The sequence below is a fragment of the Bacteroides sp. Marseille-P8574 genome (assembly GCF_902825465.1).
GTDB lineage: Bacteria > Bacteroidota > Bacteroidia > Bacteroidales > Bacteroidaceae > Bacteroides > Bacteroides uniformis.
In genome coordinates, this window is the sequence record NZ_CADEBE010000002.1 from 1,712,606 (window position 1) to 1,735,218 (window position 22,613).

Genomic DNA, 22,613 nt, shown 5'->3' on the forward strand with positions numbered 1-22,613 from the left:
AATATGGAAAACTATATCGTATCTGCACGGAAATATCGTCCCTCGACCTTTGAGTCTGTGGTAGGCCAACGTGCACTGACCACTACCTTGAAGAACGCCATTGCCACCGGAAAATTGGCGCATGCCTATCTTTTTTGCGGTCCGAGAGGCGTGGGAAAAACGACCTGTGCCCGTATCTTTGCTAAAACAATCAACTGCATGAGTCCCACAGCAGACGGTGAAGCATGCAACCAGTGTGAATCCTGCACTGCCTTCAATGAGCAACGCTCCTACAATATCCATGAACTGGATGCCGCCTCAAACAACTCTGTAGATGACATCCGCCAATTGGTGGAGCAGGTACGCATTCCACCTCAGATAGGTAAATACAAAGTATATATCATTGATGAGGTACATATGCTGTCTGCCTCGGCTTTCAATGCTTTCCTGAAAACACTGGAAGAGCCTCCACGCCATGCCATATTCATCCTTGCCACTACCGAGAAGCATAAGATATTGCCCACCATCCTTTCACGCTGCCAAATATATGATTTCAGCCGGATTGGTGTGGAAGATACCGTAGCACACCTCGCATATGTCGCTTCCAAAGAAGGCATCACTGCTGAACCGGAAGCACTGAATGTCATTGCCCTCAAAGCAGACGGCGGTATGCGCGACGCCTTGTCTATCTTCGACCAGGTGGTAAGCTTCAGCGGAGGACATATCACCTATAAGAGCGTGATTGAAAACCTCAATGTGCTGGACTATGAATACTACTTCAAACTAACCGGATTCTTTCTTGAAAACAAAATCAGTGACGCGTTGCTATTACTGAATGATGTGCTCAACAAAGGCTTCGACGGTAGCCACTTCATCACCGGACTTTCATCCCACCTGCGTGACTTGCTTGTCAGCAAAGACCCGGCAACACTGCCGTTGCTTGAAGTGGGTGCAAGCATCCGCGAACGTTATCAGGCACAAGCACAGCAATGCCCCCTCTCCTTTCTTTACCGTGCCATGAAGCTCTGCAATGATTGTGACCTGAATTACCGTGCCAGTAAAAACAAACGGCTATTGGTAGAGCTTACTCTGATACAAGTGGCACAACTGACCGCCGAGGAGGACGACGGCACCAATGGGCGCAGCCCTAAACAAGCTATAAAACCCATATTCACGCAGCCTGCCGCCGTTCAGCAGCCACAAGCCACTGCTGCCATGCCCCAACAAACTGTACAGCCGGCAGTACAGCCAAACAGAACTCCTCAACCTGCTGCTACGCAGCATGGCAATACTACAACTCCACATGCTACACCTGCTGCCATATTAATGGCACAAGGGAGAGAAGAGAAAAAAATTCCGGTCATGAAAATGTCCGGATTAGGGGTATCCATCAAACGCCCCCATATAGAAGAGGAACAAAGAAACCCTTCATCCAACTCTACTGCCGCCCACCAAGCAGCACAACCAGAAGAGGACTACATCTTCAATGAAAGGGATTTGAACTATTACTGGCAGGAGTATGCCGGACGTATGCCCAAGGAGCAAGTAGCCATAGCCAAGCGCATGCAGAACATGCGCATCACTTTAATAAATGACACAACTTTTGAGGCTGTAGTAGACAATGAAATCGTTGCCAAGGAATTTACCGGCATGATACCCACTCTGCAAAATTACCTACGTACCCGGCTAAAGAACCGCAAAGTCACCATGACTGTCCGGATTAGTGCTCCTACTGAAAAGGTACGTGCCTACGGACGCGTTGAAAAATTCCAGATGATGGCACAAAAGAACAGTGCCCTACTACAACTAAAAGAAGAGTTTGGTTTGGAACTGTATTAATTCCTTCCAATCGACTGCATAAAGTTGCTAACAAATTGAGTATAAAGGAGAAAAAAGCATCTATTTAATTTTTTATTTACTCATTTATATTTATTTTTGCCAATAATAAACAAAAGAGGCAAACAAACATTTGAGAACAAAAATGATTATATGGATGCTATTGGGGCAGCTATTGTATACTTCTGTCTTATCAGCACATACAATAGCCAATCAAGAAAAGCAGAGTATTCTGCAATCATTGGTCAAAAGACAAGTTCTCTATGATGACTCCATATCCATAGACAGCGTCATTACGTGGAGTGAGCAACTTCTTTCCACCCTACAATCAAATGAAGATAGAACGACGTATTTTCTATTACAACTTCAATTGGCCAATGCCTACACATTGCGCGGCGATATCAGCTTAGCAACGAACCGGGCACAACTTATGTACGAAGAAGCCAAAGCTACAGACTACCAATTTGGTATGGTAGTGGCCAACCAGGCCATTGGAGACGCCTATAACACAATAGCCAACATGGGGGATAAAGCCCTGGAATCATACCAGGATGCTTTGACTGAACTATCCAACATTTCAGACCAGCATCCATATAGGGCACAGCTTCTTTTAAAAATGTCCAACGTTCTGCAACGGAAAGGACGTCTGGAAGAAGCAGAGAAAATCCTGGAAGAGCTGGAAAAAATATTATATCAAGAGCCTGACTACCCGACAGACTTCTTTTTCTGCATCGAAAAGACGAATTTTGCCATTTCCCATGGGCACCTCTCACAAGACTATCTTGATGAAGCAAACATCTGGCTCCACAAAATAGACTCCATTTACCAACTGCACCCAGAAAAGTTCTACCGGTTTCACTTGGATTATACCACTGCTGCCTACTATAGAGCCATGGGAAATTTGGACAAACAATACTGGAAACAAGCTCTGGACATCTACTCCAAATTGCAAGCAGAATACTCCGGTAATAAGCGCTCCACGTATTACCGCTGGACTTCGCTGGAAAAAATCTATCTCTGTAAAATACAAGGCATGGCCATGGAAGCCTGCCGAATCTACCAGGAATTGTATCCTCCTATAGATACACTCGCTTCACAAAGCTATATCCGGCAAATCAATACGATAAAGGCAAAATACCAGGTAGATAAGGCAGAGACAGCCAGCAATAACGAATACAATAAAATCATAACCAGCATATTGGTAGGAACGATGGCATTAGTAACGTTATTTGTTCTACTTGCCATCCTACTCAAAAGGCAGCGGGAAAAGGTGAAGCTCTCCACCCAAAAACTAGCAACATCACGGATAAATGCCGAAAATGCCATGCGTGCAAAAAGCGTGTTCCTCTCGAACATGAGCCACGAAATCCGTACCCCGCTCAATGCGTTATCGGGCTTTTCATCCCTATTGACGGAAGAGGGACTGGACGATGAGACACGCCGTCAATGCAATGAAGTTATCCAACAGAACTCAGAACTATTGCTGAAGCTTATTAACGACGTGATAGATCTATCGAGTCTTGAATTCGGCAAACTGCAATTCTGTATTGTACAACATGATGCCGTAAGCATATGCAGAAATGTGATAGACACTGTGAATAAAGTGAAACAGACACAAGCTGAACTTACATTCACCACCGAGCTGGAAGAAATGCCCATCGAGACTGACGACTCACGCCTGCAGCAAGTCCTGATTAACCTACTGATAAATGCTACCAAATTTACCCCACAAGGCAGCATTGTCCTAAAGCTGGAAAAAGAAACGGACGATACCGTACTATTCACCGTAACAGATACCGGTTGCGGCATTCCCAAAGACAAGCAAGCCAACATTTTCCAACGTTTTGAAAAGCTGAATGAGAATGCTCAAGGCAGTGGGTTGGGACTCTCCATATGCCAACTTATCATAGAGCATATCGGCGGACAAATATGGATTGATTCAGAGTATACCGAAGGCTCACGTTTCTGTTTCACCCACCCCATAAGCCAGACAGGCAGAAAGGAGCATAAGAAATGAAACAGATATTTACATTGCTCATTGCCTTATGCTGGCTATTACCGTCCGCACACGCAGATGTGCGACGGGCAGAAGTCAAGGATAGCCTGCTACGTATATATCTAGCCTCTCCAGCCGATACCACCAGATTGAGAACTCTATATCAGATAGCACTGCTTGACCAACTGTCACCGACATTCATCTATTACGAGAACAAATTACTGGAAGAGGCCATCGCTCAGAAAAATGTACATTACCAGAGTGCCGCCATATATGCGCACATTATTTATTACTACAATCTACTGGACCAAAAACGTGCAGAACAATGGCTGAGGAGGCTCGAACAGTTGTCTGAAGAGCACAACTACTACCGCCATTACTTCAGAGGCAAAAAGATGATGATAGAATGCTATATCATCAGCCAGAAGATTGAATTAGCCCTCAAACAAGCACAAGACATGTACGACAAAGCTCAAAGTCTCGGCAACCATGACGGTATGCGCGAAGCATGCCTATGCCTGATGACCGGATATTTCAATACCTTACGTTACAAAGAAGGAATCACCTACCTGAACAAGGCTTTTGAACTGACAAATCCGGACTCCTCCCTTGCCACTCAGATTGATTTATTGACAAAAGCGGTACTGGCTTACTCATATCTGCATGACAATGGCAACATGTTCCGGTATCTGGAGGAACTCAACAATGCCAAAAATAGATTGCAGGAAGAAGGCACCACCGTACTGACAAACGGCTATACCAATTTGTATCTGCTCATAGATTTACAATACGCCCTTTACTATACCCGCCTTCAACGGCCTGCGGAAGCATGGGAATATTTGCAGCAATCAGAACGGCATCTCAGTACATCTTCATTTCTTCCTTATCGGTTGATACGTTTGGCAGCATATGCCGAATATTACCAACTGACAAAAGAATACGACAAAGCGTTGGCTTATTTAGAAGACGCCATTGAACTTGTAACCCCTATTTCACTGGATGATGCCATGATTTATGGACTTCAGAAAGCGGATATACTAGTAAAGATGGGGTTTCCGGACGACGCACTTCCTATCTATAAACAAATAACCAAGGCAAGAGATTCGTTATATACAGTATTCTCCACCTCACAGATAGAACAGATACAAAGCCTATATAATATGGACCAACTGCTTCTCCAAAAAGAACAGCGGCAAGCCAGTTTTCACCGTATCTGTCTGGTCACCTCCATTATCATCATTATAGCCTTGTTACTTTTCAACCTACATATGTATAGAAGCAGGAAGCGGCTGCAACAAGATGAGAAGGAAATGCGTAAATTGGCAATTATTGCCGAAGAAGCCAACGAAGTAAAAAGCCGTTTCCTTGCCAATATGAGTTATAATATCCGTATTCCACTGAACAATGTAGTCGGTTTCTCCCAACTGCTTTCCACCGACAACGAGCTGGATGAAGAAGAGCGAAAAGAGTATTCCGGTATTATCCAGGCCAATTCGGGTGAGCTTATCCAACTGGTAAACGACGTATTGGACCTCTCACGCCTGGAAGCGAATATGATGAAATTTCAATTGCAGGATTGTTATGTAAAAGAATGGTGCAACGAACTAGGTTTTCTAATACAAATGCGCAGTGAAGGCCATATCCTCCTGAAACTACAAGTGGAGGTAGGAGATGCGCGTATCCATACCGACGTCAACCGCCTTACACAAATAGTGACAAGTATGCTGCTTTATCCAAACGACTGTAAAGAAACGCGCAAAGTCAGCATGTTCTTGGTCAACCATCCGGACAAACACATCATAGCATGCCGGATAGAGAACAGCCCGATAGCCGATCCCAGGTTTGCCTCTCAAAAAGTATCAGTGCAACAGAAAATCAACCAGTTGTTCTTTGAACATTTCAAAGGTACCTATCAAACCGAGAATGTCGAAGAAGGAGAAATCGCAGTGATTACTTTTACCTATCCGACTCTTTCTTAAAAGCTGAAAACCTGCTTAAGTTCCAGCTAAAGCCAATAGTATCAGAGCAATTCGTTTACGAAGTTCAAAAATGAACATTTTTCAGTCTCTGCGGTATGCTATGCCGCTTTCTCGACTCCTTATTTAGACGACATACAAATTATACGTTTTTAATCAAGATTGATAGCAAGTAATAAAGAAAACCACTATTTTTGCCGAACGAATTAGTACTAATAATAATTTAAATCTAAAAGAAAATGGCTTACGTAATTAGTGACGATTGTATTGCTTGCGGAACTTGTATCGACGAGTGTCCGGTTGGCGCTATCTCTGAAGGTGATATCTATCATATCGACCCTGAGACTTGCACAGAGTGTGGTACTTGTGCAGATGTTTGTCCTTCTGAAGCAATTCATCCGGGAGAATAATACAATCCCAGTATCAAAAACAAAAGCGTGGGCAGATAAACTGCCTGCGCTTTTTTATATCCCCCACGTAAGATTCAGTACCTTCAAACCCTTCATTGTTATTTTCTATATACGGATAACACATTAGTTCACAGACATGAACACTTTGTTCCATAAGTAGAAAACAAAGTGTTCATACTGTAGAAAACAAAATGTTCGTACAGTATAAAACAAAGTGTTTATACTGTATGGAACAGAGTGTTCGCTATAATGAAACAAAGTATTTGCCATAATGAAGCAGAGTGTTTGCCATAACAAAACGAGCAGTCCGCTTTGATGAAACGAACTGCTCGTGACAGCATGACAGATGTCTTGCTAAAATAAGTTTGTAGAAGAAGTTAGAATCACTTCAGATTAGCCAGTGCTTCTTTTATACGACGGATAGCTTCAACTATATTTTCATCGCTGGTTGCATAACTCATACGAATGCATTCAGGAGCTCCGAAAGAAGCACCGCCTACGCAAGCCACATGAGCCACTTCCAACAGATACATGGCCAAATCATCTGAATCATTGATTTTACGTTCGCCGGCAGATTTACCGAAGAATGAATCGCATTTAGGGAACAGATAGAAAGCACCTTCCGGTACATTCACCTCGAAACCCGGAACTTCCTTGGCCAACTTTACAATCAAATCACGACGACGCTCGAAAGCCTTGCGCATTTCCTCCACCGGAGCTTGTGTACCCGTATAAGCAGCCTCAGCAGCCTTCTGAGATACAGAACAAGGACCGGAAGTATACTGTCCCTGCAATTTATTGCAAGCCTTCACAAGCCATTCCGGACCTGCAATGAAACCGATACGCCAACCAGTCATTGCATATGCTTTGGAAACACCATTCACAATGACCGTACGCTCTTTCATTTCGGGAAATTGCGCTATGCTCTGATGCTTGCCGATATAGTTGATATGTTCGTAAATCTCATCGGCAATCACAACAACCTGCGGATGCTTTGCCAATACTGCGGCCAGGCCTGCCAACTCCTCCTTGCTGTACACCGAACCCGTAGGGTTAGAGGGAGAGCAAAGAATCAGCGCCTTTGTCTTCGGGGTGATGACAGCCTCCAGCTGTGCAGGTGTTATCTTAAAGTCCTGGTCGATACCGGCAGGTACGATAACCGGCGTACCCTCAGCCAACTTTACCATTTCCGGATAACTGACCCAATAGGGAGCAGGCACAATTACTTCGTCACCCGGATTTACCAATACCAGGATTGCATTGCAAACCGACTGCTTGGCACCATTGGCGCAAGAAATTTGTGCGGCGGTATATTCCAGACCGTTTTCCTTCTTCAACTTCTCTACAATTGCATTACGCAAGGCAGGATAACCCGGCACTGGAGAATAGCGAGAAAAGTTATCGTCTATCGCCTTTTTCGCAGCCTCTTTAATGTGGTCGGGAGTATTGAAGTCCGGTTCTCCCACACTCAGGTTAATTACGTCTACGCCTTGAGCCTTCAGCTCTGCGCTCTTTTGAGACATAGCCAGTGTCGCAGAAGGCGACAAACTGTTTAAACGATCTGATAATTGGTTCATTTTGTTACTATTTAATGATTGTTACGCAAATCCGGTTGCAAAATAAGCGATTTTCTTTGATATAAGAAAACAAAAAGACAGTTACTTATTGAAATGAAGTGTATGTCCCATACGTTCTTTCTTGGTACGGAGATAACGCTCGTTGTATGGATTCGGAGTAGTCTCAATAGCTACGTTCTCCGTTATTTCCAAACCGTAAGCCTCCAAGCCTACACGCTTCACGGGATTATTGGTCATCAGCCGCATTTTGTGCACTCCTATCTCACGAAGAATCTGGGCACCTACACCATAATCACGCTCGTCTGCCAGATGTCCCAGGCAAATATTAGCTTCTACAGTATCCATGCCTTCTTCCTGCAATTTATATGCTTTCATTTTTTCCATCAGACCAATGCCGCGACCTTCCTGATTCAGATATACAACTACCCCCTTACCGGCTTTCTCTATCATCTCCATTGCCTTATGCAGCTGCTCGCCACAATCACAGCGTTTGGAATTGAATATATCACCAGTGGCACAAGAAGAATGTACACGCACCAGAATCGGTTCATCCAATTCCCAAGTACCCTTGAACAAAGCTACATGCTCCAAACCGTTCGACTTCTGGCGGAAAGGAATCAAACGGAAATGACCGTGGTCTGTAGGCATATCCACTTCCACTCCTTTTTCTACAATAGACTCCTGCTTCAAACGGTAGGCAATCAAGTCACGGATGGAAATCAATTTCAAGCCAAATTCATCTGCCATTCTACGCAATTCGGGCAAACGAGCCATTGTACCATCCTCATTCATTATTTCCATAAGGGCTCCCGCCGGATAAAGTCCAGCTAAACGTGCCATATCAATAGCCGCCTCCGTATGTCCAGCACGGCGCAACACACCTTTCTCCTGGGCATACAACGGATTAATGTGGCCAGGACGCCCGAAAGTGGCCGGAGTAGAAGCCGGATCGGCCAACGCCTGGATAGTAGCAGCGCGGTCTGCCGCAGAAACGCCAGTACTACAGCCTTCCAATTTATCAACAGTAACTGTGAAGGGAGTACCCAATACAGAAGTATTATCCGATACCTGATGCGGCAAATCCAGTTCCTTGCAACGCGAAACTGTAATTGGAGCACAAAGCACACCGCGGGCATGCTTCAACATAAAGTTTACTTTCTCCGGTGTAATCTTTTCAGCTGCAATTATCAAATCACCCTCATTCTCACGGTCCTCATCATCCACAACAATCACAAAGTTACCGGCTTTGAAGTCTTCAATGGCCTCTTCTATCGTATTCAACTTTACATTTTCCATAATCTATTTTGTTTTTATTTATTCTGATCTCTTTCTATAATTCCAATCACATCTTCATTTGTCTTGATAATCCGCTCCATATCCTTATTCAGACGGATACGGAATGCCCAGATACGGAAATAAAAGAACAAGCCTATCGGGAAAACAATACCGCAGAGCAAGTTTAACCAATAATTGCGGAACGGACGGACATGCGCATGGACGGGGATGACCGGATAGGTGTTCAGCGCTGTCAACAAAGTAACGGATCTTGTATTCGACATCTCATCTATCAGACTCTCCAAACGTTCGTTAATATCTTCCACCGCCTCATCCTGGCTATCAGTCATCCACAATTTAAAGTAATTGGGAGCACGTTTCAACCCCTTTCTATCAGCATATTCACGACAGTCTACGGACAAAGCCTTCAGCTCTTCCGGAATACGTGTATAATCAGGATCGTGGATGATTACTTCCTTACGGAACAGATGGCGTACACTGCGAATGCCCACAACCTTCTTGAACCAATTTATATAGGCATCAGCATTCAATACCACTGAATCATTGTTGGATTTATATGTCAGGAATGCACCCAATGGGGCCAAGACAGCGGTACTGGTCCACATACCCATCCAGACAACCCACTGTCCGTCACGAGCCATCTTATACCCTGTATTGTTGATGATGTAATAGATAATAAAAATCAATACAGAAACCACCACCGGCATTCCCAAGCCTCCTTTACGGATAATTCCTCCGAGTGGCGCGCCAATAAAGAAGAAGATGAGACATGCCAGAGAAAGAGTCAGTTTCTCATGCCAGGAAGTCATGTGCCGCCGAAGGCTGCTTTCAGTCTGCGATATATTAAAGCTCTTAAAACTCCAGTCACTCCCCGCACTCTCTGCACGGCTGACGGCCGTGGATATAACCTTCTGTTTCTGCATCAGTGTAGCCACATTGTAGAGGCTGTCTACATTGTACTCACCTAAATAAGCCTTTTCAATCTTCAATGTATCCTCTTTAGACAAGCTGGCTGTCACCTTATAAGTTCCTGCCATAGCTTCTTTATAATAACCACGCCCCACACTGTCATTCTGCAATTTCATGGAGTCAATGTCCGCCTGCAGCATTTTCATATCCTTACTGTTGGACTGATTACTCATGATACCTGCATCCACCATATTGAAATCCGAATTGAACTCAATGATTGCATGCTTTTCGCGGAATGTCTCACGCCGGTAAGGCACATTCCTTTGGTTCATGTTCTGCGATTTCAAATTCTCAAACTGCTCACCACTGTATAAATGCAAATATAAATGCTGTTTGTCAGCCGTCATCTCCAGACGTCCCGAATCAGACTTGATAATTTGAGCATTCTCAAAACCTTTCTCAAAATTATATATCAGTACGTCATACAGCATACCAGTTTTGCGGTTCTTATGCTTCACATACAGATTATAACCATCTATTTCATCGTAGAACACACCTTCAGGAATATCCACTTCGGGAGATTTCTGCTTCATGGAAATAAGCAAAGTCCATAATTTTGTTTGGGCTTTTGGTCCTATGACATTTTGGAAATAGAAAGAGACACAACAGATGAAACAAATAAAGATAATCAGGGGCCGCATGATTTTCAATAAAGAAATACCGGCTGCCTTCATGGCAAGTAATTCAAAACGTTCTCCGAAATTTCCAAAGGTGATAAGGGCAGCCAGCAGAATAGCCAGCGGCAACGACGCAGGTACCAACGAAAGCGCAGAATAAAAGAAAAACTGTGCAAGGACAGTCATCTCCAATCCTTTTCCTACCATTTCGTCCACATACCTCCATAAAAACTGCATCATAAAGATGAAGAGGCAGATGAAGAAAGTACCCATAAAGAGCATGCAAAAGCTCTTCAAAACAAATATATCTAACTTTTTTATGCGCAGCATTTTACTCGTTTCATGCAATGAGAGCACAAAAGTAGTACAAAAAAGGGAGTACGGGAAATTTTTAATCTAAAGTTAACTAAAAACCACAAGTTCTTCGCAAAGTATCCACTTGCGATTCCCATAATTCACGCGAATCACCCACCTCGTCTATATCGGCAAAGTCTGTTATCTCCAATACGAAATCATTGGTCAACTCATTGTTTGTCATCTTCAGTTCAAAGTATTCTCGCTCGTTCTCATCGTCCAGCCAGCGGAAGCGGATGAATGAATACGCTCGCACGGCAATAATCTCGGCATCACGTTTTTCTGTTTTTCCCCAAAAAAAGGTTACTGTTTTATCGTCTGACTGAACCCTATCAGCAAACCAGCCCTCCAAACCAGTAGGGGTACTTATCGCTGCCCAAAGAATACTTTTAGAAGTCGCATTCAAGAGATATTCCAAATGTATTTTCTTTCTTTCCATAGTCTATTCTGCTTTTTATTGCGCCAGCCAAGATAAATACTTTTTTCTAATTACAGAAAATAAATCATCAAATTTATTTATATCTCCCTTTCCATACACCCCTAATTCATTGATAATGTTATACAAATACGTTTAATAAAAAGTACTGCAAACCACTTCAGCACCCTATCAGCAAAAGAAAAAGCAGAAAATATCCATAAAAGTTTTGGCAATTTAAATAAAAGCTATATCTTTGCACCCGCAATCGAGAAATGATGGCGGGATAGCTCAGCTGGTTAGAGCGCATGATTCATAATCATGAGGTCCCCGGTTCAATCCCGGGTCCCGCTACGAAATAAATCATTGAAATTGAGACTGTTGAGAGGCTTCCACTCTTGGCGGTCTTTTTTATTTCGAATTCATGGGAACACGGCGGGAACACAAAAAATCACCTTTAAGCCCCATTTTATTTGCTGATAATCACAATCCATCTTGTTTCAATTTAGTAATACTAATAAAAAAGTATGTATATATAGCCACTATACAATTATCATTCTTAGATAAAAACTAGAGAATATATAAAATTTTAAGGCAGGGAACACAAACGGGAACACAAGTCTAATAACCCAAAGCAAAAATACTAAAACATGAACACTAAAAAAATCACTAATACATCGAAAAAGGGCAATGCATTTAATACCATGACATTGCCCCTTCAATAGATAAATATAGCAAATACTACAAACACTCAATTTCATCTTGAGACAATCCAGTAGCTTTTGAGATAATATCAATAGCAACTCCTAACTTCTTTAAATTACGAGCACTTTCTCTTTTTTCTTCTTCACGACCTTTAAGTAATCCTTCTGCCCTTCCTTCTTCACGTTCAGTATTGATATTATCACGAAGGATTACAATATTATCCAGATGACGATAATAGGCAGCAAGCTCATCCTTAGTCATGCTATCCAGTTTCAACCTTTCACGGGCCTCCTCAAGACCGGGAGCTGTAGCACTGGAAGGTATCTCTCCGGTATTCAGGTAGTAGATCCATTCTTCCAGGGGACTTTTGGCTACCTGATTGAAACCGTTTACTTTCAGGATATAATATTCAGGATATAGCTGACTTACCGTATCCACCTTGAATGTCTGCTTCTGGAATGGAGTGAGTTCAAGAAGATCGTTGGTGTGGATGCCTCTGAATTCTGTCTTCCCATGATAAACAAAATCAGTTCCATGTCCCAGAGAGAAATAGACAATATTGACGCTATATACCTTACGAACCTTGTCATAGCTTTCTCCCCTATTGATATACTCGGTCACCAGCTTGGAAGTGCCGAACAACATACGCTGGAAGTAGGCGTATTCATTATTGTTCTGTACCTCTATCAACACCAGTTCACCCTTGGAATTCTCGGCAAGCATATCGACACGGTTATACTTGTCATACTCATCCTCCTGATTGCTTTCACTTTCCAGGAGTCGCTGAATAATGATTTTCTCACCCAATAACGTAGTGAGCAGACCTTCAAGGACACTGAAATTGGCCTTGTTCCTGAGCAGACGTTTCATAGCCCAGTCAAAACGGATTATCTGATTTTTATTGTTGCTATTCATAATTGTCTAATATATTGGTTACTACAAAGGTAAACAAAAAGATTCAGAATACCAAAAGTGACACTATTCCCTTTTCACATATCACCAGAGAGCGACCTTTCCCAATGATCCTAAATCCAAATTGGCTGAATTTACTCCCATAGCTTTGAATGCTCTGATTATGGTTGAAAAAGTGACGCTCTTTCCACTTTCTATTTTTGAGATCTGCGCTCTTTTTACTCCCATCAACTCACCAAGCTGTTCCTGTGTCAGATTCCTGGCTTCTCTGGTTTGCTTGATTGCTTCACCAATTAGAAAATTATTGATGTCATCTTCATATTTGTTACGTACCGGAGTACCTTTTTCACCTATCACTTTATCCAACGCTTCTTCTTCCGTATAAAATTTCATTTCTTCCATATCTTCACTTTTTAGAATTGAAATATATCTTTCTTATCTCTTTGGCTTTTGCTATTTCTTTGGATGGGGTTTTCTGGGGCTTTTTGATTATACCATGAGTCGTTATGACCAGAGTTTCCTTGTCAGTGTCCCAGAAAGCGAATAACCTATATGAAATTCCATTGTATAAAGTTCTGAATTCCCATATATCATCCGCATCATCCAGTTTCTTGAAAAGCTCCTTGTCAATCACATACTTGCTTTTATTTATATTGTACATGATTTTAGCCTTCGCTTTTTCGTCAAGACTGTTTAAAAACCGGATAGTCTCTTCCGAATATATTATTTTGAATTTTGCTTTTGCTTCCATGCCTGTTGATTAACCTACTGCAAAAATAATGAATAGTTCCAATTTAGGAAACAAAAAAAACAATGAGAATATCAAAAGCAAACTGATTTTTAACTTATTCATGATAATTCTTTCTCATGTTCTCTCCATTTCCAAAGCCCTTAAACCCTTATATATGATAAAAAACTTGGAGCATTATTCAGCACTGCAATGAAGAGTGCGTCAGCTTCAAGCATTAATGATAAAAACAATTACCGGGTCACACTTATTTTCAGAAGATGGATAAGTTGGAGATTCGATGATGCGTAGCAATTTCAGTATGTGGACAAGACATAAAGTTCCCCACGAAAGAATGTATGCCGCATGATAGGCCAAGTAAATGCGAGGAGCTATTTACAACGGTTCAACTATCACAACCAGTCGAAAGACCGGTCTATTTTTTTCTTCTCCCCCTTCCTTGATTTCCCCTCAAAGCCTTATATATGAGAAAAGTATATAAGAGAAATTGAGAATAGAAATAACAATATTAATAACTTAAAATTTAAGAGACATGGGAAATTTAATTAAAGGATTGAAGGTCGCAGCTTATGTGGCCGAGATTATCGTGGCAGGTTCAGTAGTAATCGAGCTTGCGGAGAAGTATAGTGGCAAATTCGGAAAAAAGAAGATTGCCACGGGTGAAGTCAAGGCCGTTGATGCTGCGACTGAAAACTGATAGAACGTCTGATGAATGGATTATGACAAGAAAGCAGACGTGATAATAACGGTATTGGAGGTAGCAACTTCAATACTCAAAGGGATAAAGAAGCTAAGAGGTATATTCATAAAAGCAAAGAAATGACACCTCTTGGCTTTTTGTTTTTTCACCGCATTTTATTAACCGACTAAAAAATAACAAGAGTATGGAAACAATGACTAATGAACTTACTATCATTCCAAGAACAATCGGAATGGTAACAAGAATGATGGATGCAATTGGTGTCGAAGATGCTGTAATCGTATCTGAAGAAGAACAAAAAGAGCATCCTAATTTTATTGAGAGCAACACTTCGGGAATAACACTTGAAGAACTTGAAAGGAACTGTATTGTACCCAGCTTCGGAGACAACCAGCTAACAATCAGCCACCAGAAATTTATCCACCAGGTAGAAGATGCCGCAAGAATGTATTTTACCGGAGAGAACTTTGGAAACACGGAAATCAGAGTTTCACATAAGATTTTAGGCAGGGTTCCGGGAGCATTGACCAAAAGGAAGGAGGAACTTAAACCGGAGGACGAGACCATCTACTACCAGAGAATGGCCTTCTGTTTTCATATCCGTTCCATGAGCAGAATGATGAACGGAGAAGAAGTCAATTTATGTATCGGAGGTGTAAGAAGTCTGAATGAGGAAAACTTATACGCCCGAAAATCACCCGAGAAATTCAAGATCTTTATCGGGTGGAGGGTTCGTGTGTGTTCAAATCTGATGCTGACCAATGATGGCTTGACCAGAAGACTGGAAGTGATGAGTGACACTGATATATACAGTTCAGCACTCAGACTGTTTCAGGATTTTAAACCGGAGCAAAATTTAAGACTTCTTGAAAACCTGGGAAGAACAAAGATTTCACAGGAACAGTTCTGTCAGATAATAGGAAGATTGAGATTATATCAAGCTTTACCCGCTTCACAACTTAAAGAATTGCCAAAGGTGATTTTAGGTGACTCCAATGTCAATGCAGCTACGAAAGGCTATATAGAGAATCCAAATTTCGGATTGTGTGGCAGAGAGAATATCACTTGTTGGGATTTGATGCAGCTTCTTAATGACGCCGCCAAACAATCCTACATAGACAAGTTCCTGGAGCGCAATCAGAACTGTACTGATTTTTCTGTAGGTATCCAGAGAGCTTTAAACGGTGAAGATACTGAGAATTACGGATGGTTTTTGAGTTAGACCTGAAAATAAATTAACTCACAAGGGAGAAAGAACTAAAATATAACAAACCGGTTCTTTCTCCCTTTTTTGTTGAACCCTTTGACAGATATATGATATGGAAGTGAATGATATTATGACATACATAGACAGATTGCTGCAAGGCTGTTCTGATAAAAGATGTGCCGAGATTCTAAAGGAAGTAACGGAGGAATGTCAGTCACGTATAGATGAATGTAGGAAAGGTGCTTATTCCAAATCATTGCAATAGGAATAATATATAAACAATAATGAATATTATGGAAAGATACGAATTGGAAAACAGCAGGGAATTCAAGGCTGCAAAAGAACTTGAACATGCCCTGAACGACTATGGGTGGAATGAGAAAAGGTTCGCCATTGCAGTTACCACATTCCACAGGACCCTGCAACAGACCTTATTCAGAAGTATGGTTGAAGTGATTAAGATTATGGGAAGTGAAGGTTACGGATATGACCTGAGGAACAGGGCTTCCCATGAGATATGTAAGAAGATAGTGGAATCGGGAGTTCTGGAGGACGAGACGATACCATTCATCTGAAACGGTTGAGAGATACCGAACTAATATTCCGGGGAGGGATATTTCCGATAAAAAGGAAGTATCCCTCCTTTTTTATTTACCGACAATTAAAAAATCAAACGACTATGTTATACTATAATTTTTATGGTTATGAAGAATTCAAGGCCCGTTTCGGACTTGAAAAGAGAGAGAATGGTGTGGCGGTAAGAAAGAACAGGATATTGCTGGCCCACCTGAAAAATCCTGTACTACTGAAGTATTGCAGGGAACATGACGACTATACCCTGCTACATATATATGATATGGCTGATCTACAAAAGAAGGTATTTGAAGCCATTATCAAATCAGGAGAGGATGATGAAAAGCTGCCTTATGAAGTGGAACTGATAGGCAGGACATACCATTCCGCCAAATATCAGACTGACGAAGCCAAAGGCCTGTGTGAGGATCTGGATAAAAGTTCAGTCCGCTATGTCAACATTGAACGTAACCGGGTTTTCAAGATGAGGGCCGGAAAGTTCATGAGGGAGCTTATACTTGAAACAGGGATAGGGAAACTGCTCTCGCCTTGTGTCGTGAACTGGATTGCAGGGGATGTTTTCACCCAGCAATGGTGTACTTATACTCATGGGAAATCACCTGATATGGAACTTCATGTCAACAATGATTTTGGGAAAATCTATGACAGTAACTATTGTAAAGGGAGTTTCGGTTCATGCATGGTGGATGAGAACAGGACTTCGTTCTATCATGATTCGGTAAAAGCCAAGGCTGCATACATAATAGACAAGACGGGGCTGATTGTAGCCAGAGCCATTCTTTTTACCGATGTTACAGACCAGGACGGCAAGAAATGGAGGCTGCTTGAAAGACAGTATTCCTCGGAAGGTGATGATGTATTGAAACGGTTACTGATTGACAAGCTCATTCAGGAGGATTATATAGACGGTTATAAGATTGTGGGCGCGTCCTGTCATGAGGCGAACGCATTCGTGGACATTGACGGCAGTTCATTATCCGATAAAAAGTTTGAGATAGACTGTAATCTCGAATTGGAAGACACGCTTTCCTATCAGGATTCCTTCAAATGGTACAGTTACAGCCGGAACAAGGCCTATAACTACGAGAACTCCGGGACCTCATACAACCTTGATACAACAGACCTTAATCTTTACGGGGATGATGATGAAGATGATGGGGAATGGGATGCTTACCACCAATACTATTGTGATGATACAAGACTCTGTTACCGGAACGGAAGGGAGATCTGGGTGGATTCAGACAACCTGGATGATTTTGTATGGATTGAATCAAAGAACGAATATCACCATGAGGAAGATTGTATCTGCTGTGACGATTGCCGGACACATGTTCTGTTGGATGATGCTATATATTCAGAAGTGACGGAGGAATACTATTGCTGTAAGGAATGTATGGAGAAAGCGGAGAATGAGTTCAAGCGGAAGAACTGGCACTATTCCGAGTATGATGATGAATGGTATGAAAGCCTTGATGATATAACCCGGATTAATATCTGGAATGAAACGGAAGGTATCTATGAAGAAAAGTCCATTTGTACAGATACATTGGATAACTTGATTGAGAATGAAGATGTATGGGAGTTCGGTGAGGATGTATTTGATACAGTAAATCCGAGTTCCAACCTCCCATACGGTTATAAACTTAAAAAAGAGACGAATCATGAATACGCAATTGTTGAAGAGGCTGTATAGTATCTACAGTCCCAGTGGAAAGGAACAGAAGATGGTGAAGTTCCTCTGTTCCTATATAAGACAGCTTCCCGGAAACATATCCGTGTCAAAGGATAAATTCGGGAACCTGTATGTAGTCAAGGGTAAAGCTGAAACTTACGCTTGCTTAGTGAGCCATATCGACCAGGTTTCATACTGCAAGCATTCAAAGGATTTCAAGGCGTTGGAAACCAGAGATATTATATTCGGTTATTCGCCAAAGAACAAGAGGTTTGAGAATCTGGGAGCCGATGACAAGAACGGAGTGTTCATCTGCCTTGAATGCCTGAAGAAGTATGATTCTATTAAAGTAGTGTTTTTTAGAGAGGAGGAGACCGGATGCAGGGGAAGTTCTGAAGCGGCGATGTCCTTCTTTGATGACGTGAGGTTCGTTATCCAGCCTGACAGAAAGGGTGATTCGGATCTGATTACAAACATAGGTTATTCCGGGTTGTGTTCAGACGAGTTCATTGAAGCGATAGAACCTGAAAAATGGAACTATAAGGAAGAAAGCGGCTTGATGACCGATGTTCTGGCATTGAAAGAAAACGGACTTGGGGTCTCCTGCATCAATGTCTCATGCGGTTACTACAATGCCCATTCTGACGAGGAGATAACAATGAAGAAAGACCTGCTGAAATGCCTGATGTTTATAGAACATGTCATAGAGGATTGTACCGGTGTCTATCCCCATGTTCAGGACGATTCATATTTCAGCCCCTATGAGTTTGAGGACGAGGTTTACGATATGCTGAACCATGACCCGACATTAACCCCTGAAGACCTTTATGACATGTATTCCACCAATTTTCCACACTTCGGATTGGAGGATTATAGAAAGATATGTGAGGATTACCGGATGTTCTGGTGTGATGATGAAGAAGATATATATGAAGAAAAAAGTACGGACCTAAAAACTTTGGAAGTATGGAAAGAGACATGAATTACGATTTGGAACTGGCCAGGTATATCTGGTCAATCCTGAAATCCGATCTCCCGGTCCTTATGTCCTGGGGAGTTGAGATTGAGACTGTAAGAGTAATAACGTGTGGCATTGAATTCAAGGTCAACGGATTCAAGCACACCGGAAAAGTTCAGATAGTCTTGAATGAAGGTGCGGACCTGTTTGAAGTCTGTCTGATTGGTGAGGATGGAGAAATCAGGGATAAGAGGGAAGATATCTACTTTGACATGCTTGTTTCCGAGGTGGATGAACTTGTAGAGAAAACCGACGATTATGAGAAGAGGATTGCTGAAACATATAATATTATAAGGTATTAGCGGTTCTCTGAGAAATCGGGAAATGTGATAACCGGCTTTCTGTGAGGGAGTAGATTTTATAGGAACTCGAAATCTCATGGAAAGCCCTTTTTATGAACCTGCTTAAAGGTTATTGAACGGTCGTTTAGTAACCGGGAAGAGCGTTAAATAAGTGTTAATTATGAAACAGAAAAATTATGTTGCCTACCTGCGACAATCCACAGTGAAACAGGAAGTATCAGGATTAGGCGTAGAGGCACAGAGAGAAATAATACGGAATTACCTGAAGGATAGAAAAACGGTTGCTGAATATATTGAAACAGAGAGCGGCCGTAAATCTGACAGACCTAAACTTGCTGAAGCTTTGGAGTTATGCAGGAAAACAAATTCTGTCCTGATTGTTGCAAAACTGGATAGGCTGAGCAGAAATGTGGCCTTCACCAGCAAACTGTTGGAGAGTGATGTCGAGATTGTATTCTGTGATTTTCCGGAGGCCAATAAACTTGTACTACATATCATCAGCAGTATAGCGGAATATGAGGCGGGATTGATCAGCCAAAGAACGAAACAATCCCTGAAAGCCAAGAAATCAAGAGGATATAAGCTTGGTAAATCTGAAAACTTATTAAACAGACTGAATCAAGCGGTAGAGAACAGCAATAGGACCAATCATCAGAAAGCTCTTGACAACCCAAACAACAAAAGAGCCATAGCATTACTGAAAAACTTGGTAAAAGAAGAGCGGAGCTTATCTGAAATGGCGAGAATTCTGAACAGTGAAGGATTTTTAACTTCCAAGGGATGTCAATTCAGAGCTTCGCAGGTGAGTATATTATTGAAAAGGTATAACTTAAAAGAGGATTGAAACTATGGAACCCAAGTATGTATTGATTCTAGACTTTTTTGTCGGCTGTCTGAATATCATAAGGCTGACGGACGAAGAACTGAGAGAATCGGAGAACTATGAGAATTTTGAAGATTTTCTCTCAACCATCGAGGAGAAGTATGGATTCAGACTTAATAGTTGCCAGTGGATGACTACTGAAAATTTAGACATCTATTGCTATCAGAATGGAGAAGAGACAGAACTCAATCTGTTATAGTCAAACCAAGAAGAGAAACTGAGGTAATACTTGGTTTCTTTTTTTCTTTCTTCGGGTTGGTCGGAGATGATGGTAGTAGAAGAGAATATAATCAGGTTAAGTGTTTTTTTTATCTGTCATTCACCATATTCTTAACCGGATGAATAATATCGGCATAGTTTTATATTTTTTTGCCGACAATCATCTCATCCGATCTGCAAATGGTGGGATAAGACAAAATGAATGGAGAACTTTTTATGGTGCTGTCGGAATTTTGGTAGTGGGATTAAGGATATTTTGCTGACGGTTGACTGTTGTTTCCGGTTGATTATAATAGGAAATAGTTGTCAGGGGGTAGTTCGTATCTTTCTTATCCCTAAAAGTCAAAGAGATTATAATTTGGATGATTGGTTCTGTGATTGGATTCTAAAACCTTATTCGATATATTATTTATTGTAAGCGACTGCTCAACTACATCTTGTGCATTCGATTTATCAGTAAGATGCACTCCATTGTAAGTGCATCTCAATTTTCATATACCAACTTGTCTCAGGATTGTTTTTGAGTGGCAGTCTCGCTTTTTCCCGTTTATTCCTGCATTTTCCCGGAACTGTCCCGATTATTTTCTCCATACATCCGGCAGCAGTTCCTTCAAGTCTCTGTCTGATTTGGGAGCCAGATAATAAGGGAGCCTGCCGATCACATCATTCAGCCACTCTCTGGGGTTGACACCACGTTCCTTACATGAGCCAAGTAAGGAGCAGATTATAGCCGTATTCTCAGCCGCTTCGTGATTTCCACAGAACAGCATGTTCTTTCTTGATATGACCAGTGGCCTCAAGGCATTCTCACAGCGGTTGTTGTCAATGAAGATTCTTCCGTCATGGAGATACGGTTTCATTCTTGGCAGCAGGGAGTATGCATAGGCTATGGCTTTCCCCATAAGACTGCGTTTTAGAACTTTAGGGTATGTGTTTTTAAGCCAGAGCTCAAAACTGTCAAGTATCGGTTTGGACAAACGCCGGCGTAATTCAGCACGTTCTTCATACGGGAGTTCCTGCTCATCCGCCATGTGTTCCACATAATACATATCCTGGATAAGTTTGAGCCCCTGCATGGCATATTTGGGATTTTCTTCCTTACACAGTTCTATATGTCTGCGGATATGTGCGAGACACCCACACAGGCACACGTCCTCCCTATCCTCAAAGGCGTCATAAATGGGATGGCCGTCACTTTGGAGATATCCTTTGAAGTTTTTCAAAAGCCTGACCGCAACTTTTTGTGAACGCGATCCGTTGTCGTAATGGAAGAAGAGCAGACGCGGCACAGCCGCTCGGACTATCCAAATGTATTCTTTTGCGGCTTTATGCCTGTCGTGGTTTATAACCGGAAGCGTGGTCTCGTCAACCTGGAGGTAATCTGCGGCCAGTACTTTCTTCCTGAGTTCCAGATAAAGTGGTTTGAGAAGTTCGCAGACCGGTTTGAACCAGCCGTCCAATGTGTTTCTGGGCAGTTTAACACCCAGATGTTCCAGCTGTTTCACTTGTCGGTAGAACGGGATATGATATTCGTATTTCTGTAAAAGGACCTCAGCGAGCATGGAAGCCCCGGGCATACCTTTATATATGGGCATCAGTGGCATGGGAGCGGTTATTACCGCCTTTTCTCCGTTATCAACGGCTTCCATTTCATTTTTCAGGGCGTATGTGGGACGTACTGTGTCTTTCACATAGAGATAGCCGGGTTTCATCTCAAGGGTCCTGGTATGTTCCTCGCCTATCTTGACGTATCTACTTAAATCGACATTCTCCGGTTCGATGACGACCGTTACAACCGGAAGGTTATCCATGACGACCCGGTTACGGCGTGGCGTTTTATGGGCGGCCTGGGACTTGGGAACGGTAATCTGTTCTGCCGCCCTGCTCCGGGCCTCTTCGATTTCCGCCTCTATCTGTTCCAGGTCGCCATAGTCAAAAGGGAGCTTCGGGTCTCCGTTATCGACAGGTTTGCATTTCTCACTCATCTTTCCGAACACCTTCCTCTTCAGCCATGCCAGGGAGGCGTTCAACTCAACGATCGTACCCCGGAGTTCTTCTATGGTCCTTGCCTGGGCTGAGATGATCTCACTCTGTTTACAGTTGATATCCAGCAGCTGTTCCATTGAGGATTCCACAGCTTGTCCGGTTGCATCTTCTTTTGCCATTCAATATCTTTTTTTTGATGATATAAAGATAGCGAAAAGCTACAAGAAAAACAAACCTTCAAG

20 protein-coding genes and 1 tRNA gene are annotated in these 22,613 nt (G+C 42.2%); 13 read left to right on the forward strand and 8 right to left on the reverse strand.

Annotated features, from left to right (window positions below; translation table 11 throughout):
- Positions 1-3 precede the first annotated feature (3 nt).
- From HUX74_RS19810 to HUX74_RS19825, 4 genes are all read left to right on the forward strand, one after another.
- Complete coding sequence (locus HUX74_RS19810; RefSeq protein ID WP_138346498.1) at positions 4-1,818, forward strand: DNA polymerase III subunit gamma/tau; 1,815 nt, start codon at positions 4-6, stop codon at positions 1,816-1,818.
- A 142-nt stretch (positions 1,819-1,960) separates the two neighbouring features.
- Complete coding sequence (locus HUX74_RS19815) at positions 1,961-3,832, forward strand: sensor histidine kinase (protein ID WP_138346501.1); 1,872 nt, start codon at positions 1,961-1,963, stop codon at positions 3,830-3,832.
- Complete coding sequence (locus tag HUX74_RS19820) at positions 3,829-5,790, forward strand: HAMP domain-containing sensor histidine kinase (RefSeq protein WP_138346504.1); 1,962 nt, start codon at positions 3,829-3,831, stop codon at positions 5,788-5,790. Before HUX74_RS19815 ends, HUX74_RS19820 begins: the two co-directional genes overlap by 4 nt.
- A 236-nt stretch (positions 5,791-6,026) precedes the next feature.
- Positions 6,027-6,197, forward strand: a complete 171-nt coding sequence (locus HUX74_RS19825; protein ID WP_005834872.1) for a DUF362 domain-containing protein — start codon at positions 6,027-6,029, stop codon at positions 6,195-6,197.
- A gap of 383 nt (positions 6,198-6,580) precedes the next feature.
- Here the strand turns inward: HUX74_RS19825 and HUX74_RS19830 are convergent, their stop codons facing one another.
- From HUX74_RS19830 to HUX74_RS19845, 4 genes are all read right to left on the reverse strand, one after another.
- On the reverse strand, positions 6,581-7,774 hold the full coding sequence (locus HUX74_RS19830) for a pyridoxal phosphate-dependent aminotransferase (protein WP_119962287.1): 1,194 nt from the start codon (positions 7,772-7,774) through the stop codon (positions 6,581-6,583).
- Positions 7,775-7,855: 81 nt separating this feature from the next.
- Positions 7,856-9,070: a bifunctional 3,4-dihydroxy-2-butanone-4-phosphate synthase/GTP cyclohydrolase II gene (locus tag HUX74_RS19835; RefSeq protein WP_117967010.1), complete on the reverse strand. Its 1,215-nt coding sequence runs from the start codon at positions 9,068-9,070 to the stop codon at positions 7,856-7,858.
- Positions 9,071-9,084: 14 nt separating this feature from the next.
- Entirely contained in the window at positions 9,085-10,986 is a 1,902-nt protein-coding gene (locus HUX74_RS19840; protein ID WP_117967013.1) for an LptF/LptG family permease, read from the reverse strand.
- Positions 10,987-11,062: 76 nt separating this feature from the next.
- The gene (locus HUX74_RS19845) at positions 11,063-11,449 is read right to left on the reverse strand and encodes an START-like domain-containing protein (RefSeq protein WP_005824726.1); all 387 of its coding nucleotides are present in this window, start codon (positions 11,447-11,449) and stop codon (positions 11,063-11,065) included.
- 256 nt (positions 11,450-11,705) lie between these two features.
- Between HUX74_RS19845 and HUX74_RS19850 the strand changes: the two genes are divergently transcribed.
- Positions 11,706-11,779, forward strand: a tRNA-Met gene (locus HUX74_RS19850).
- 387 nt (positions 11,780-12,166) lie between these two features.
- Here the strand turns inward: HUX74_RS19850 and HUX74_RS19855 are convergent.
- The 3 genes from HUX74_RS19855 to HUX74_RS19865 form a co-directional block, all read right to left on the reverse strand.
- Entirely contained in the window at positions 12,167-13,045 is an 879-nt protein-coding gene (locus HUX74_RS19855) for an Rpn family recombination-promoting nuclease/putative transposase (protein WP_025074898.1), read from the reverse strand.
- 81 nt (positions 13,046-13,126) lie between these two features.
- On the reverse strand, positions 13,127-13,444 hold the full coding sequence (locus HUX74_RS19860; protein WP_025074899.1) for a helix-turn-helix domain-containing protein: 318 nt from the start codon (positions 13,442-13,444) through the stop codon (positions 13,127-13,129).
- A 4-nt stretch (positions 13,445-13,448) separates the two neighbouring features.
- Complete coding sequence (locus tag HUX74_RS19865; protein WP_025074900.1) at positions 13,449-13,793, reverse strand: type II toxin-antitoxin system RelE/ParE family toxin; 345 nt, start codon at positions 13,791-13,793, stop codon at positions 13,449-13,451.
- A gap of 529 nt (positions 13,794-14,322) precedes the next feature.
- Between HUX74_RS19865 and HUX74_RS19870 the strand changes: the two genes are divergently transcribed.
- The 8 genes from HUX74_RS19870 (at position 14,323) to HUX74_RS19905 (ending at position 20,365) form a co-directional block, all read left to right on the forward strand.
- Positions 14,323-14,487, forward strand: a complete 165-nt coding sequence (locus HUX74_RS19870; RefSeq protein ID WP_004292428.1) for a hypothetical protein — start codon at positions 14,323-14,325, stop codon at positions 14,485-14,487.
- Between the two features lie 187 nt (positions 14,488-14,674).
- Complete coding sequence (locus HUX74_RS19875) at positions 14,675-15,712, forward strand: DUF3871 family protein (protein ID WP_174647269.1); 1,038 nt, start codon at positions 14,675-14,677, stop codon at positions 15,710-15,712.
- Positions 15,713-15,990: 278 nt separating this feature from the next.
- Positions 15,991-16,272 (forward strand): hypothetical protein, encoded by a 282-nt coding sequence (locus tag HUX74_RS19880; RefSeq protein WP_136011463.1) that lies wholly within the window; start codon positions 15,991-15,993, stop codon positions 16,270-16,272.
- A 104-nt stretch (positions 16,273-16,376) separates the two neighbouring features.
- The gene (locus HUX74_RS19885) at positions 16,377-17,984 is read left to right on the forward strand and encodes a hypothetical protein (RefSeq protein WP_174647270.1); all 1,608 of its coding nucleotides are present in this window, start codon (positions 16,377-16,379) and stop codon (positions 17,982-17,984) included.
- The gene (locus HUX74_RS19890) at positions 17,953-18,945 is read left to right on the forward strand and encodes a hypothetical protein (RefSeq protein ID WP_174647271.1); all 993 of its coding nucleotides are present in this window, start codon (positions 17,953-17,955) and stop codon (positions 18,943-18,945) included. Before HUX74_RS19885 ends, HUX74_RS19890 begins: the two co-directional genes overlap by 32 nt.
- A complete protein-coding gene (locus tag HUX74_RS19895; RefSeq protein WP_174647272.1) occupies positions 18,930-19,283 on the forward strand; it encodes a hypothetical protein in 354 nt (117 codons plus the stop codon). Before HUX74_RS19890 ends, HUX74_RS19895 begins: the two co-directional genes overlap by 16 nt.
- A gap of 160 nt (positions 19,284-19,443) precedes the next feature.
- Positions 19,444-20,127 (forward strand): recombinase family protein, encoded by a 684-nt coding sequence (locus HUX74_RS19900; RefSeq protein ID WP_174647273.1) that lies wholly within the window; start codon positions 19,444-19,446, stop codon positions 20,125-20,127.
- 4 nt (positions 20,128-20,131) lie between these two features.
- Positions 20,132-20,365 (forward strand): hypothetical protein, encoded by a 234-nt coding sequence (locus HUX74_RS19905; protein WP_174647274.1) that lies wholly within the window; start codon positions 20,132-20,134, stop codon positions 20,363-20,365.
- Positions 20,366-20,963: 598 nt separating this feature from the next.
- Here HUX74_RS19905 and HUX74_RS19910 read toward each other — a convergent pair.
- Positions 20,964-22,550, reverse strand: a complete 1,587-nt coding sequence (locus HUX74_RS19910; protein ID WP_174647275.1) for an IS66 family transposase — start codon at positions 22,548-22,550, stop codon at positions 20,964-20,966.
- Positions 22,551-22,613 lie beyond the last annotated feature (63 nt).